Consider the following 13,364-nt stretch of genomic DNA (forward strand, 5'->3'; position numbering starts at 1 on the left):
TAATTATTTGAAGAAGGCTAAGGCTCTCAATCGTGCTTGTTTGTGCTCAACGATGGGTTGCCAGTATTCGCTGTCTATCCCGTTTTTAGCGATAAAGTCATGTGGAAAATGTACATGCTTATCAGGGATGTTTTGCAGCTCTGGTATGTACTTACGAATAAAAATTCCTTTTGGATCAAACTTTTCACTCTGGGTGATTGGATTGAAAATTCGAAAGTAAGGTTGAGCATCGCAGCCAGTACTTGAAGCCCACTGCCAGCCACCGTTGTTGGCGCTAAAGTCACCGTCGATAAGGTGCGACATAAAGAAACGCTCGCCCCAGCGCCAGTCAATAAGCAGGTGCTTGGTTAGGAAGCTTGCCACCACCATTCTTAGCCTGTTGTGCATCCAGCCCGTTTCAACCAGTTGACGCATGGCTGCATCAACCAATGGATATCCGGTTTTTCCTTCGCACCATGCTTTGAAGCTAGGGTGATCTTGATACCAGTCTAATCCATTGTATTTTTGCTGAAAGTTCGCTCCTTTAACCAGTTTAGGATGGTGGAACATCAAATGCTTATAAAAATCACGCCAAATCAATTCATTAAGCCAAGAAAAGGCCGGCAGCTGAGTATCAAACAACAAATCGGGTTGTTGCTGAATCAATTGAATCGCTAACCAACGTGGGCTCACGGCGCCTATCGCTAAATAAGGCGATAGCCCTGATGTTCCTTTAACTGAGGGAATGTCTCTCAGGCGCGCGTAGTCGTTGACTTTATTGCCTAAGAAATTGGGGATCACGCTGCCCAATACATCTTGGCTTAATGGCCAGCGGCTTGAATCAACACGCGGAAAGTCAAAATCATAGTCAGCGGAGATTCTTGAAGCTTTTAAGTCGTCAGGAAGTTGTGATTGTGGACGCTGTGTTTGTTGAAGCTTAGCGGGCACGATAGGAGCCGGGCTACAGATGATACCTTTCACCTGAACTTCTTTTAACCAAGCGTTCTTAAATGGCGTAAAGACTTTGAACATCTCGCCTTGTTTGTTAAGAACGCTACCTAATGGCAGCATAACGTCACAAGAGCTGATCTGAAGGTTTACCCCATTTGATATCAGTTGCTGGTCACGGGTTTGTTCATCTACCTCAGGTTCTGAATTTGCGTATACGCACTTAGCATCAAGTTGTTCGTATAATTCGATGAGCTGTCGGGCTTGGTCATCAAAATCGCTGGCTTTGAGATGCAGCAATGAAATCCCAAACTCAGCGAGTTGGGATTCGAGCTGTTTTAGGTGACGATAAATGAAATCGGCTTTGATGGGGGCAAGGTGGTGTTGCTGCCATTGCTGTGGTGTTGAAATAAAAACGGCGATAGACACGCCGTTTTCAACTGCCGCGACGAGCGCTGGGTTATCGTGAATCCGCAGGTCTCGTCGTATCCATAGAATGTTGCTCAATATCCGTATCTCAGTTTGAGTTCTTGTGGGTGAGGGTTTAGGTAAACCTGTGACTCTAAGTACTCGTTTGGGTACTCCATTAGGTAGTGGTTGATCAGTGTCAACGGCACTAGTAACGGAATTACGCCCTCTCTGAATGATGCGATCTGGTTGGTCAGCTCTTGTTTGTGAGCGCTACTCAGTTGTTTTTTAAAGTAACCCTGCAAATGATGCAGCGTATTGGCGTGGCTGCCTCGATTCGCGTGATGAGATAACGCCTTCATCAAGCCCTCGATATATTGAGCCGCCAATTCGTCGATGTCTAACTCATTACCCGCTAACAGTTTGCCTAAACTTTTGTATCCCTCAACGTGGTGACACATGACTAAATACTTGTGGGCGCTGTGGAACTGAATCAGCTTGTGTTTGGTCACACCTTCATCCACAAGGTCGAGCCATTTTTGGTAAGTGAATACTCGAGTCATGAAGTTCTCGCGCAAAATAGGGTCGTTAAGTCGCCCGTTTTCTTCAACAGGAAGTAACGGGTTAGCGTCCATGATCTGCTTAGTAAACATGCCAATACCAGTCGACTCAGAACCACGACCGTGGTGGTGGTACACTTTCACTCGCTCCATACCGCAAGTTGGGCTCTTTTGGCAAACAATGAATCCAGCAATGTGCTGATTGTTCTTCGAGTAGTTTTGACCGAACTCGATTAACTCATTGGTCACATCACCAGAACCGTCTGGACGGGAGACGTGAATGATATCGTCTAACATCCGAGTCTGGCGAATAGTTGGGCGAGGCGTTGGCAGACCAACGCCCATCTCTGGACAAACGGGTTCCAGCTCAACGTAGTCTGCTAGGTCGTCTGTGCAGAAGCGAGAACGTTTATGGCCAGTATCGAACCGAACTTTATGACCGGCGACACATGCACTAATGCCTATTTTTATTTTCTTATCCATTGGTCAATTCCTTACGCTCATTGCTCATTATTGTTTTTATATTATGTGGCTTGTTGCTTATTCCAGTTTACTTTAGTCCGGTTGTTACCTTTCCACCTAGCCAACGCTGTGCATCTTGTGATCTACCCGGTAAATCCTTCTTAACTAGTAAATGTATTTACCTAGTGGGTTGAACAGTTGGCTGACACCTTTAGTGAAGTACAAGGCATCACTTGAAACGGTCAAGCACACACAACCCTCTTTGGTCGCAGGTTGATGAGTGTGACTGCCATCTAGCCAGATGAAGTCGCCTTTGTTGTAGACGCCCATTTCGTCTTCGAAACTGCCTTCTAAAAGAAGTGTAATTTCGAAACCTTTGTGGGTGTGGCAAGGCACTTGTCCGTTTTTATCGATATGCAGCAAACTTGTGTGATGTGCTTCGTCATCGAAATCGAGTCTTGCGCGTGAAATTTTGCCTAGGTTCATCCAATCTTTTCTCGCCACCGAGTTCAGAGCGCGAGGAATAGTGAATGTGGTATCTGCAACGGTAACTTGCTCTACCTTTGGCTCAACTTCCACTGACTGAGATAAATCAGCAGTAATCTGCTCAATTGCATCAAAGTCGAAATCCATGTCGTCCATTGAAAAGCCGCCTGACTCTTCGTTCGTGAACGCAGGTTCTTTATCAAAGGCATTGTTCGCCGCCTCAGCGGTAAGCTGCTTAACCTGCTGTTGGCAATGTTCACACAGTTCTACGTGACTAGAAACAATCAATGAAACAGAGTCTGCAAGCGTGCCATCGACAAAATCTTTCAAAATTTCAGCATTTGGGTGATGTTTAATCATGGCTTTGTTCCCCCATGTGAACCTTAAGTTTGGCTAAAGCGAGTCTTAGACGTGATTTCACGGTTCCAAGTGGGACGCCAAGTTGCTGTGCAAGCTGTTCTTGAGAGAGCTCTTGAAAGTAAACACCTTTCACAATGGTTTTCTGAGCCAGAGGCAGCTTCTCTATTTGTGTCATTACGTGTCGACTCATCAAATGATCGCCAAACGGTAATTCATCACTTTGAGATTCCGCGACCATTGCATCTATTGGCCAAATGTCGTCAGCGATTGTTTGTTCTGCTTTTGCTTTCACCTTTCGTAGCATGTCGAAGGCTGCATTTCGCATCACGGTATAGACCCAAGTAGTCCCAGCGCCTTTCTCTTCGTTGTAGAGATGCGCTTTCTTCCAAACGTTAGTCATCGTGTCTTGAACTAGCTCGTTTGCAGCAGCTTCGCTGCCCAACTTGCTGATTCCAAAACGCTTGATCTTAGGTGCGAAGAACTTGAACAAACAGGTGAAGGCTTGTTTGTCTCGGTCTGAACCAACCAAAATCAACCAACTTGAGAGCTCTGTAGGTACCTTATTTTCATTAGGTAGTTTGTTGTCGGGGATAATGACATGCTCCTTGCCGTTCCCTGAACTTCTGCTTTCGACTTGCATAGTACTTAACCATCATGCGAATTTGAGTGGCACTACGTGAAAGGAGAAGGTCGGGATCACTTTAATTTAAATTAATTTCCACTATACAAAATTATAGTGAAGAAAAGTGCTTATTGCCCCGTAATGATTTGATTCAAAAAAGGAACTAAAGAAGGAAAGCTAGCGGGCTCGGTGAACTCTGTTTTCTTTTCCAAAGGGATAGGCATCATTTCGAGTAGTCGCGCGCAAATCCATTGCGGGCTTTCGAAATCAGGAGTGGGGTAAAGGGTTCTTATCGAATCGTGGTCGCGAAACAGCTGAACCAAAAACGCTGTAAACACGTTAGGCACGTCGTAATCGTGAACCGGCCAATGGGGCAGTGGTCTGAATTTGCTTTTGATCAAGCCAGCAGTGTCTCTGTGAGAGGAGTGAAGCTGCACTAGCTGCTGGCCTTCCACATCGATTTCCAATATCTGATCATCAGCCATATTAAAGTCTACGATGGATACTTTTGTTCCCCAAGAGCTAAGGCGATCAGCGTTTACGTTGTCTTGAGTAGCAATGATAAAGCCATCGCCCTGCGCTGCGTGTGCGACCATCGCAAGGTATTTGGGCTCGAAAATGCGTAGCCTTTGACGACCTCTTGGTAACAGGAAGATGGGGAGCGGAAACACAGCGACTTCTAGCGAAGACTCTGCGGGTGTTTCTGGTTCGGCGTCTGTCCGTGTGGCCTTACTAGGTGAATTCGGCACATAGTACTCCTTAATTCAAATGTGATTTCAGAAGATATACGCCGGGATAGCGGTGTTCGATCAATTCGCTTCGACTTATGTTTGCAAAGGGATAAGTATTTTGTTGCACCTGTTCATAAATTCATTGTTTTTACCTTTTCTCACACGTGTCATTAGGTAGTATATGTACAAATAGTAAGCGAATGGGTGGTCGCTAGACGATGCTTCTATCTAACGTTCCTCTATACCTAACATCACATCAAAGGAATGGTCATGATTGTTATTTATGGTATCAAAGAGTGCTTAAATCCAATTAAGTTGCAACTATCAAACGTGTTGCAGCAGTGTTTAAACAGTGAAATGGGTTTACCTGATGACAAGCGCGCACATCGGTTTGTGCCATTGGAACGGGATGACTTCTTTTACCCGGAAGGAAGAACAGAAGCCTATACCGTCATTGAAATCAATATGATGGAAGGTCGAGCGGTGAACACCAAGAAACGCCTAATCAAGAAGATATTTTCTGAAATAGAAAAGCAGTTGGCTATCTCTCCGATTGATATTGAAATCACCATCAAAGAACAGCCATCGCACTGCTGGGGATTTCGAGGTATGACAGGCGATGAAGCTCAAGATCTTAAATATAAAGTGAAGGTCTAGGGCTTAAACTCTTAACTCTTAACTCTTAACACATAAGACTTAAGCCAACCTATCGAGTGGCGGCTTTGGAGTTTGATGCCAAAGCCGTTTTATCTCGTTCTTGACACACCTTTAAGTATCGTCACTCTCTTTTAAATACTGATGCCAATTTTCATTGATCACATCAAAATGCTCCACACAGAACTCTTTCCGATCTTTCAAATAGTCATTTTCCACTTCATCGAGCAAGTTCTTATAGGCATCAGGGTCGCTGCCATACACCAAGCATAAAGTAGAGAAGTAACGCTGCAGCTCGAAACTGTGCTCGTCGATGTATTCCCCTAAGTCGTAATATTCTGGGCGGTCTTCTGATTCGAAAGCGAACATGTCTGCTGCGCTGATCGCGGCATCGGCGCCATGTTCCACATAGTTAAGTAATAGGATGGTCGCTAGGTTGTCGACCGCATCTTCCTCTTTGCCCAAGATGGCAATCTTTTGGTCTTCAATATAAGCATGCCCTGCTTCGTGCAGCAGAGTGTGCAGTAAGGTATCGATAGCGCCAGTTTGCGCAGATTTCCCATACTCTTTTTCGTATTGGTTCTTCTCAAAGTAGTTAAGTGATTCAGCGTAAAAGCGGTAAGGGATCAGCACTTGATGGGTTTGTGGGTCGTAGAGCGGCCCGTCTTCTCCGCCATATTGAATGGTTAATGGCTTCTCAAACATGAAGAGTTGGTTTGATAGGTCGACCACTGTGTCATTAACGCCACTGATTTGAATCTCGCGTTTGAGTTGCTCTTCTTCGGCATTTTTCGGCGCAGAGTACTCGACGATTAGGTTATTTTGGGGTGTTTGTTCACTAGATGCATAAGTTGCGGCAAACATTGAAATCAGGGCTAGGCTGTAGGTCAATGTTCTTTTCAATAATGTCATCGGTTATCCTTGTGATTACGTTGCGAATCAGAGTCGTTGCAGGGGTGGATACCCCAAGCTGTGTACCCTGAGTTAGTTACTGCGTTAGAGTATAAGTTTAGACGGAATTTTGATGTATCGAGGACTGCAATTTTTGAGGTAGACGCTATCCTATCAATGAATAATCCGCTCAGAGGCTCGCCACAAAGAATAGGTAGCCTGAATGAACGGTATCGATGTGATTCGTTTCTGTTGGTAATTAACAGATAAATTTCGGTTCAAGTGAACCCTTGTGCTATACTCCGCGCCCCAATCCGAATTGGCTTGTTAAATCTTAGGAAATTATTATGAGTGTTAAAAACGAACTTCAACAAATTAACAACCGTCTAGACAAGTGTCGCCACAAGTTAGATGCTGCTAAAACTCGTAATGATCGTCCTGTTGTTCGTCAATTCGAGGAAGAGATTAAGAAGCTAACTAAGAAAATTGCCCAGCTTAAACACAAAGAAAGCTACGATGTGAACCAAGAGCGTAAGTCTTTGGTTGATATGCCATTTAGCCGTGAGATTACAAAAGCTGAGCAAGCGGATATGGGTAAACTTAAAAAGTCTGTTAAAGGACTCGTAATTGTTCACCCAATGACGAAGATCGGTAAAGAGCTTCGCATTGAGGTTATGACTGGTTACGCACCGAAAAAATTCTAATTACCAGCGATGGTAATGAAAGAGGAGCTAGTAATAGCTCCTTTTTGCTTTTTTAGGTCTTAAAAAAGCAGAGTCAGCGGCAAAATTACTCACGCCGCTTTTAACTTTTTGGAGGTGATTGTTGTCACAAATCCTTTTATCTCCTATAAAAGTTAACGAGCTACTAACATGGCACTAAGTGTTCGCAGTAATGTGTTCGCTTCTCGAATCTACAATTTCTCTCCAGTTTGCATAAATATAGGTAGAGCAGCACAGATAATTACAGATAAAACTAGACTCATTAAGGAAGATGAGAACGTAAAAAAATAGAGGTTATATGAATCAATTAATTTCAATTGGACCACTAGAATCCTTCCTAATCGCGATTAGTGTTTTGTTTCTAGGTCATTTCGTCAATGCAAAGCTTCCTGTTCTCAAAAAGTACAACATTCCAGAGCCCATTGTCGGCGGCTTGATTGTCGCTTTTGCTATTACAGCCCTGCACTTTAACGGCCTTGATCTAGAGTTTTCTTTGCCCTTGCAGAACACCTTTATGTTGATGTTCTTTGCAACGGTCGGCCTTGCGGCTAACTACACACAGCTGATGAAAGGTGGTGCTAAAGTATTCCTATTCTTAGGGGTAGCGTCGGTCTATATCATTATCCAAAACGGTGTAGGCGTAACCTTAGCAACGGCACTAGGCCTTGAACCCTTGATGGGTTTGATTGCTGGCTCTATCACGCTTTCGGGTGGCCACGGTACAGGCGCGGCTTGGTCGCAAACTTTTGCAGACACGTTTGGCATTGCAAATACGCTAGAAATCGCAATGGCTTCAGCGACCTTTGGTTTGATCATCGGTGGTATTATTGGTAGCCCAGTGGCGCAAAAGCTGATTGATAAAAACCAGCTTGAATCTGAGTACGGTACTGGCACGCAAACGCACGAACGCTTCCCTGAACTTGTTACTTACAACGAGTATGAAGAAGACAAAGTGACGGCGAAGAAGGTGATTGAAGTGTTGTTCATCCTTCTTATCTGTATCACAGGTGCGAAGTACCTAGAGCAGTGGGTGGCGACTTTTGAAATTTCTTGGTTGATGATTCCAGACTTTGTTTACGCGTTGTTTATCGGTGTGTTCATCACTAACGTGTTTGAAGTGACTAAACTGCATAAGACTGACAGCGAAACGGTCGATATTCTTGGTACGGTGTCATTGTCCCTGTTCCTAGCCATGGCGCTAATGAGCCTTAAGCTTTGGAACATCTTTGACCTTGCGATTCCGTTCTTGGCTATCCTTGCGGTTCAGGCGGTGGTGTTAGGTATCTTCTCTTACTTTGTGACGTTCAAAGTAATGGGTTCTAACTACGACGCAGCGGTTATGGCGGGTGGTCACTGTGGTTTTGGTCTAGGTGCGACACCGACAGCGGTAATGAACATGGGGTCTTTGGTGAATAGATTCGGTCCGTCGCCCCAAGCCTTCATGGTTGTCCCAATTGTTGGTGCCTTCTTTATCGATATCGTTAACCTGATTATTCTTCAAGGTTACATCTCGTTTATCGGTTAAAGTTCGCCTTTGTTTAAGTGCGGTAAGCTCATCGCACTAAGATGAATACAAGAAAGCCAGTCTGTTGACTGGCTTTTTTATTGCTTGCTTATACTAGAGTTGCTCTAGTATAAGCCTCAAATTTTCCCGAATTTGATGTGCATTTTTGTGTTGAATACAGTCGACCTATATAATGCGTCGACTGCTTTTACAGCTTTGTGCTTATGATGGTGAAATTGTCTGCAACTCCTTTAGTAGGGGAAATGCGGTTTTGATGTGCTCTCCCGTGACAATGAATCCAACCAACTGATTATCTTCATTGAAGCCCTTAGCGACAATACCTTTCGGGTCAAAGCGAGTTTCCCAGCTTTGAGCGGTTTGCAGATCGCGGCCTGCAAGCTGAATGGGGTAGCTTGGGGTCTTCACCTTGGTGATGATATGAGGCAACTTGAGTTTTATGTCAGCTGTCGCAGGTACTTCATCACTCGCAATGAGCTGCTTTGCCAACACGTTAGCAGACAAAATCGCGGGTTGTAGATAAGCCATTACGCGCCCTTCAACCTCGGCACAATCTCCAATCGCATACACATTGTTAGCGCTGGTTTTTAAGGTGTTATCAACCACAATTCCTCTGTTTGCCTCTATTCCCGCTTGCGCGGCTAAAGCCGTATTTGGCCTTAATCCTGCTGCGGCAATCACGATATCTGCTCGTATTAATCGAGAAGTGGTAGTTTGTAGCCTGACTCCATCGTGAAGGTAAGTTGCTCGACAAATCACAGAGTCGGTTTCGACGGTAACCCCTGCTTTTGTCAGCTCCCCTTCTAACTCAAGTGAAACGAAAGGCGGCACTAAGTTATTCAATAGATAACTTGCGGGTTCGATAATCGTGACATCTTTGCCCGCAGTTTGAAGATCGAATGCGAGCTCGACCCCAATCAAGCCTCCCCCAATCACAGTGATGCGTTGGGCGTCATCGATCTGAGCTTTGTGTTTCTCGAACTCTTCCAAGCTATTTAACGTAATGGTCTCGCTGCGTTTAAGCCCTTCTGCTGGTGGTATGAAAGGTGTCGCTCCCGTTGCTAATACCAACTTCGAATAGTGGATGATTTGCCCATCAACATGAACACACTGCTGCTTGGTATCGATTTCACTAACTAAAGCCTTGGTTTTGATGACCACGTTGTACTGCTCAGCCAATTGCTGAGCGTTATTAACGGTTAACGCCTGTGGTGTTTGAGCCTGGCTGAATGCGTGTGAGATATTCGGCTTACTGTACTCAACCCCTGCATCTGCCGTGATCATGGTAATCGCGACATCTTGGTCAATTTTACGTACCATCTTTATGGTTTGTAGGGCGGCGAAACCACCACCCACAATCACAATGTTCGACATGTTACTTCTCCACAAACACTTCTTTGCCTAAATGACATTCGGGGCAAAGGAAATCATCTGGCACTTGTGCCCATGGTGTTCCTGGTTCAACGCCTTGGTAGGGTTCACCCAGTTGTGGATCGTACACCCATTCACACACAGTACAGCGCCAGCAAGTGCAGTCTGCGCTATGGTTTGGCTTGTCTTGAGCCTGCTCGGTTTGCTGGTTGTCTGTGTCAGCGAGCGCGACCGGAGTACTCGTTGGTACAGGTGTGGTTTCAAGCGGCTTAACACTGCGTTCAACTTTCTTAGGCTCACTAACCTCGTTCGCATCGGTGCGCCAAACCTCGGCCAGTGTCATCCCGTAATCAATACATTGGCGAAGTGCGTCGGTATCCGGTTTCCAGTGAATATGCTGAGGTGCGCTCACTTCGAAGTTGGCTTCACGTAAGCGAGCATCGATGCGTTTTACTGCGCCGCCAGTCCAACCTGAAGAACCAAATGCTGCGGCTCTTTTTTCTGCAAAGCGCAGGCCGTGTATTTCTTCAAGTAGCGCGGCGATTTGCGGCATCATCACGTTGTTCATGGTCGATGAGCCAACAAGCACACCCTTTGAACGGAAGATATTGGCAAGGATGTCATTCTTGTCGTGCTTAGAAATATTGAAGACCTTGATTGCTGTTTCTGGGCTTCCTTTACGGATACCCTTTGCGATCGCGTCAGCCATCATGCGGGTGTTGTTGGACATGGTGTCGTAGACAATCGTGATGCGATCTTCTTTGTAGGCTTTCGACCACTCGTAATATTGCTCAACGATTTGAGTCGCATTATCGCGCCAAATACAGCCGTGAGAAGTAGCAATGACATCGATCGGTACGCCTAAGCTCAGCACTTCTTCAATCTTTGCTTTAACCAGCGGCGCAAACGGCGTCAGGATGTTCGAGAAGTAACGCAGACATTGTTCATGCAGTTCGACTTGGTCTAGCTGGTCATTGAATAGGTTTTCGTCGCAGTAGTGTTGGCCGAAAGCGTCGTTACTAAACAGGATTTCATCACCGGTTAAGTAAGTCGCCATTGAGTCTGGCCAGTGCAGCATTTTCATCTCAACGAAGATAAGTTGCTTGCCGTTACCGACATCAAGAGTGTCACCAGTTTTGACGGTTCTGAAGTTCCAGTCTGGTTGGTGGTGGTGACCAACAATGGAGTTTACACCCGCTTCAGTACAATAAACCGGCGTGTTCGGGATTTTAGCAAGCAGCGCAGAGAGCGCGCCTGAGTGGTCTTCTTCAGCGTGCTGACAAATGATGTAGTCGATCTCGTTGATATCGATTTCCATCTCTAGGTTTGCAAGGAATTGCTCAGTAAAGCGATGATCGACAGTATCGACAAGCACTGTCTTCTCTTCACGGATCAGGTACGAGTTATAACTCGTACCTTTGTTCATGTGGTATTCCTTACCGTGGAAGTGCTCGGTTTCCCAATCGTGGACGCCGACCCAGTGAACATTTGATTTAACGTGAATAGTCATAATGATAGTACCTTATTGAAATATCTAAGGCTCTCATTGCACTAGTTGTGCCATGTTTCTAAATTATTGTTTTGGCTATTTTTTTTGATTTTTGAGCTCTTATTTGTGTCTTTATGACTTTTTAGTTTTTGTAATCATATTGATTTTAACGTGTCTTTATGACTTGCTGGTGGGTAGTGGCTTGGATAAATAACAGATATAAAAAAGGCCAGATGAGAGTCTGGCCAAATAAAGCAGTGCGATTTGTTTGTTTCAGCTATTACAGCGTTGTGCCTATTATAGCGCGGTAACTGTTATAGCGTGGTAACGACTTCATCAAGAGCTAGACGCGCTTTTGGTTTACCGTGGTTGTAGTCTTCGCCGTCTTTGTGGTAGCCGATAGCCAGTGCAACATCAACAACGTGGCCTTCTAGTTCGTCAGAAAACTCTTCGCCGATCATAGCTGCGTCTACACCTTCCATCGGTGTTGAAGCGATGCCAAGACGAGCTAGCGTGTGCAGTATGTTACCTAGTGCGATGTACACTTGAGACTTAGTCCAGCTTCCGTTGAAACCAGTCTCGTCTGTGTTCATTTCTGCAAATGCGTAAGCACCTAAGAATTGCTCGTACATTTCAGCTGGTAGGTGACCAGAGCTTACTTCTGTATCTGCACGCTTCGCGAATTTCTCTTTAGTGTACTTAGGATCGTGAGCAAACAGGATCGTGTGTGACGCTTCTTTCGCATGTGGTTGGTTAAACTGGAACATGTTTTCGAAAGTATTGTGGAAGCGTTGTTTTGCTGCGTCACTCTCAATGATGATGAATTTCCAAGGCTGAGAGTTGATAGAAGAAGCTGACAAGCGAAGTGCTTCTTTGATTACTTCCATGTCTTCCGCAGAGATGCGTTTTTCTGCATCGTATTTTTTAGCTGTGTAACGAGTGTTTAGATCAGTAATGATTGGATGAGTCATGTTGAATCCTAATATCTATCAATAATAAATGTTGTAGGGTTTTATGTTCAGTCACGTCAACAATAAACGGATAACCAATTTAAACGAATCTCAATAGATTGAACGTCTAAATAGTTATCGAACATGCCCCAATAAATCGAGTATCTGCGGTAGCTCAAGTCGATGGGTGTAAGATAATAGAAGAATGACTCGGGAAAAATAGCGAACATATCAAATCACTATGGATAATAATGTCCACAATGATTCGATAAGTGTGATCTTAATTGCGGTGGAATCTCAAGATTCAGTAGCTTAGTACGCCTTGATACCATATTGGCGCAATAATGGCGGAAGTACGCTGTCTAGGTTGGGGATATCTTCTGGCGTGATTTCGATTAAACCAAAACCATGCTCTTCATAGATTTTTCTCGTAGCTTCACGTTTATCTTCGGCGATTGGCGCAGAATCGGTTCCCCAGAACTGGATGTACACTTTGCCACTTGGTAGATAAAAATCGCTGATCACTTCTTTTGATATTGGCAGCGGACGCTCGTACGCATGAACCACTCCTGCCATATAAAGCCAGTTATCGATGATCAGCTCTCCCTTTGAACGTACATAATGCCCATCCAAGCTTCGGTGCTTCGCCTCAAATTTCTGACGAAAACTGGAGAATGACACATCGGTCGAGTGGCTTTCAGCATCATGCCCCAGGAATTCAACGACAGACTGCTTTAAACGTTTATTGCGAACCAGTGAGTCGTGCCATACCACGAATAAATTTTGAGTCGCTTTATCTTCTCTTTGTTCACCACCGGCTTTTAAGCCTGTAGAGGTGACATGCCAACCGTCTTCTTCTTTCTTTATCCACCCAAGTTCATTGAGCAATAAGTTGATCTTCTTGGCGCTGAGATCAAAGGCGTGACCTAATTGCGTCGCGGTTAATGTTTTGCCAGAGAATGACTCTAAGTCGATAAGCAGTTTCTCTGGCCACACAATAAAGACACCAAATTTTTTGTGTTCTACATACTCCCCCCCAAAGCTTTCTCCTCGCTCGGTCAGCACCCAGCGGTCTTCTGAACGTACGATATAGCCAGCCGTTTTTAGGTCACTAAATAGAGTTTTAGCTTCTATGCCTTTTTGTTTAGCGAGTGCCGATGTGGAGATCTTGTCTGACATAGTCTTCTCTTAAGTCGTCATTTGACTACT

General features: G+C 44.8%; 13 protein-coding genes. 3 read left to right on the top strand and 10 right to left on the bottom strand.

Annotated elements, in window-relative coordinates; translation table 11 throughout:
* Nucleotides 1–3: 3 nt before the first annotated feature.
* The 5 genes from phrB to CWO27_RS04130 all read right to left on the bottom strand — a co-directional run bounded on the left by phrB (nt 4) and on the right by CWO27_RS04130 (nt 4,574).
* Nucleotides 4–1,434, bottom strand: a complete 1,431-nt coding sequence (phrB, locus tag CWO27_RS04110; RefSeq protein ID WP_102432126.1) for a deoxyribodipyrimidine photo-lyase — start codon at nt 1,432–1,434, stop codon at nt 4–6.
* Complete coding sequence (locus CWO27_RS04115) at nt 1,431–2,378, bottom strand: YbgA family protein (RefSeq protein WP_102432125.1); 948 nt, start codon at nt 2,376–2,378, stop codon at nt 1,431–1,433. The genes phrB and CWO27_RS04115 overlap by 4 nt, the downstream gene beginning before the upstream one ends.
* Before the next feature lie 144 nt (nt 2,379–2,522).
* The gene (locus CWO27_RS04120) at nt 2,523–3,203 is read right to left on the bottom strand and encodes a ChrR family anti-sigma-E factor (protein ID WP_048663946.1); all 681 of its coding nucleotides are present in this window, start codon (nt 3,201–3,203) and stop codon (nt 2,523–2,525) included.
* On the bottom strand, nt 3,196–3,843 hold the full coding sequence (locus tag CWO27_RS04125; RefSeq protein WP_107898599.1) for a sigma-70 family RNA polymerase sigma factor: 648 nt from the start codon (nt 3,841–3,843) through the stop codon (nt 3,196–3,198). The genes CWO27_RS04120 and CWO27_RS04125 overlap by 8 nt, the downstream gene beginning before the upstream one ends.
* A 110-nt stretch (nt 3,844–3,953) precedes the next feature.
* Complete coding sequence (locus CWO27_RS04130; protein WP_102432123.1) at nt 3,954–4,574, bottom strand: LON peptidase substrate-binding domain-containing protein; 621 nt, start codon at nt 4,572–4,574, stop codon at nt 3,954–3,956.
* 252 nt (nt 4,575–4,826) lie between these two features.
* Here CWO27_RS04130 and CWO27_RS04135 point away from each other — a divergent pair, with 252 nt between their 5' ends.
* Nucleotides 4,827–5,213, top strand: coding sequence for a tautomerase family protein (locus CWO27_RS04135; protein ID WP_017070218.1), 387 nt, complete (start codon nt 4,827–4,829; stop codon nt 5,211–5,213).
* Between the two features lie 111 nt (nt 5,214–5,324).
* Here CWO27_RS04135 and CWO27_RS04140 read toward each other — a convergent pair whose 3' ends face one another.
* A complete protein-coding gene (locus CWO27_RS04140; protein WP_102432122.1) occupies nt 5,325–6,122 on the bottom strand; it encodes a DUF4344 domain-containing metallopeptidase in 798 nt (265 codons plus the stop codon).
* Nucleotides 6,123–6,448: 326 nt separating this feature from the next.
* On the opposite strand from CWO27_RS04140, the gene CWO27_RS04145 reads away from it, so the two are divergent.
* Both CWO27_RS04145 and gltS read left to right on the top strand, forming a co-directional pair.
* Nucleotides 6,449–6,805: a YibL family ribosome-associated protein gene (locus CWO27_RS04145; RefSeq protein ID WP_017060971.1), complete on the top strand. Its 357-nt coding sequence runs from the start codon at nt 6,449–6,451 to the stop codon at nt 6,803–6,805.
* A gap of 316 nt (nt 6,806–7,121) precedes the next feature.
* A complete protein-coding gene (gltS, locus tag CWO27_RS04150) occupies nt 7,122–8,348 on the top strand; it encodes a sodium/glutamate symporter (RefSeq protein WP_048660602.1) in 1,227 nt (408 codons plus the stop codon).
* 201 nt (nt 8,349–8,549) lie between these two features.
* Here the strand turns inward: gltS and norW are convergent, their stop codons facing one another.
* The 4 genes from norW to CWO27_RS04170 all read right to left on the bottom strand — a co-directional run bounded on the left by norW (nt 8,550) and on the right by CWO27_RS04170 (nt 13,334).
* Entirely contained in the window at nt 8,550–9,719 is a 1,170-nt protein-coding gene (gene norW / locus CWO27_RS04155; protein WP_102432121.1) for an NADH:flavorubredoxin reductase NorW, read from the bottom strand.
* 1 nt (nt 9,720) lies between these two features.
* A complete protein-coding gene (norV, locus tag CWO27_RS04160) occupies nt 9,721–11,226 on the bottom strand; it encodes an anaerobic nitric oxide reductase flavorubredoxin (RefSeq protein WP_102432120.1) in 1,506 nt (501 codons plus the stop codon).
* 293 nt (nt 11,227–11,519) lie between these two features.
* Nucleotides 11,520–12,176, bottom strand: a complete 657-nt coding sequence (locus CWO27_RS04165) for an NAD(P)H-dependent oxidoreductase (protein ID WP_102432119.1) — start codon at nt 12,174–12,176, stop codon at nt 11,520–11,522.
* Nucleotides 12,177–12,467: 291 nt separating this feature from the next.
* Nucleotides 12,468–13,334, bottom strand: coding sequence for a glycerol kinase (locus CWO27_RS04170; RefSeq protein WP_102432118.1), 867 nt, complete (start codon nt 13,332–13,334; stop codon nt 12,468–12,470).
* Nucleotides 13,335–13,364: the final 30 nt, after the last annotated feature.

It is taken from the genome of Vibrio sp. 10N.286.51.C3 (genome assembly GCF_003050065.1).
GTDB classification, from domain to species: domain Bacteria; phylum Pseudomonadota; class Gammaproteobacteria; order Enterobacterales; family Vibrionaceae; genus Vibrio; species Vibrio crassostreae.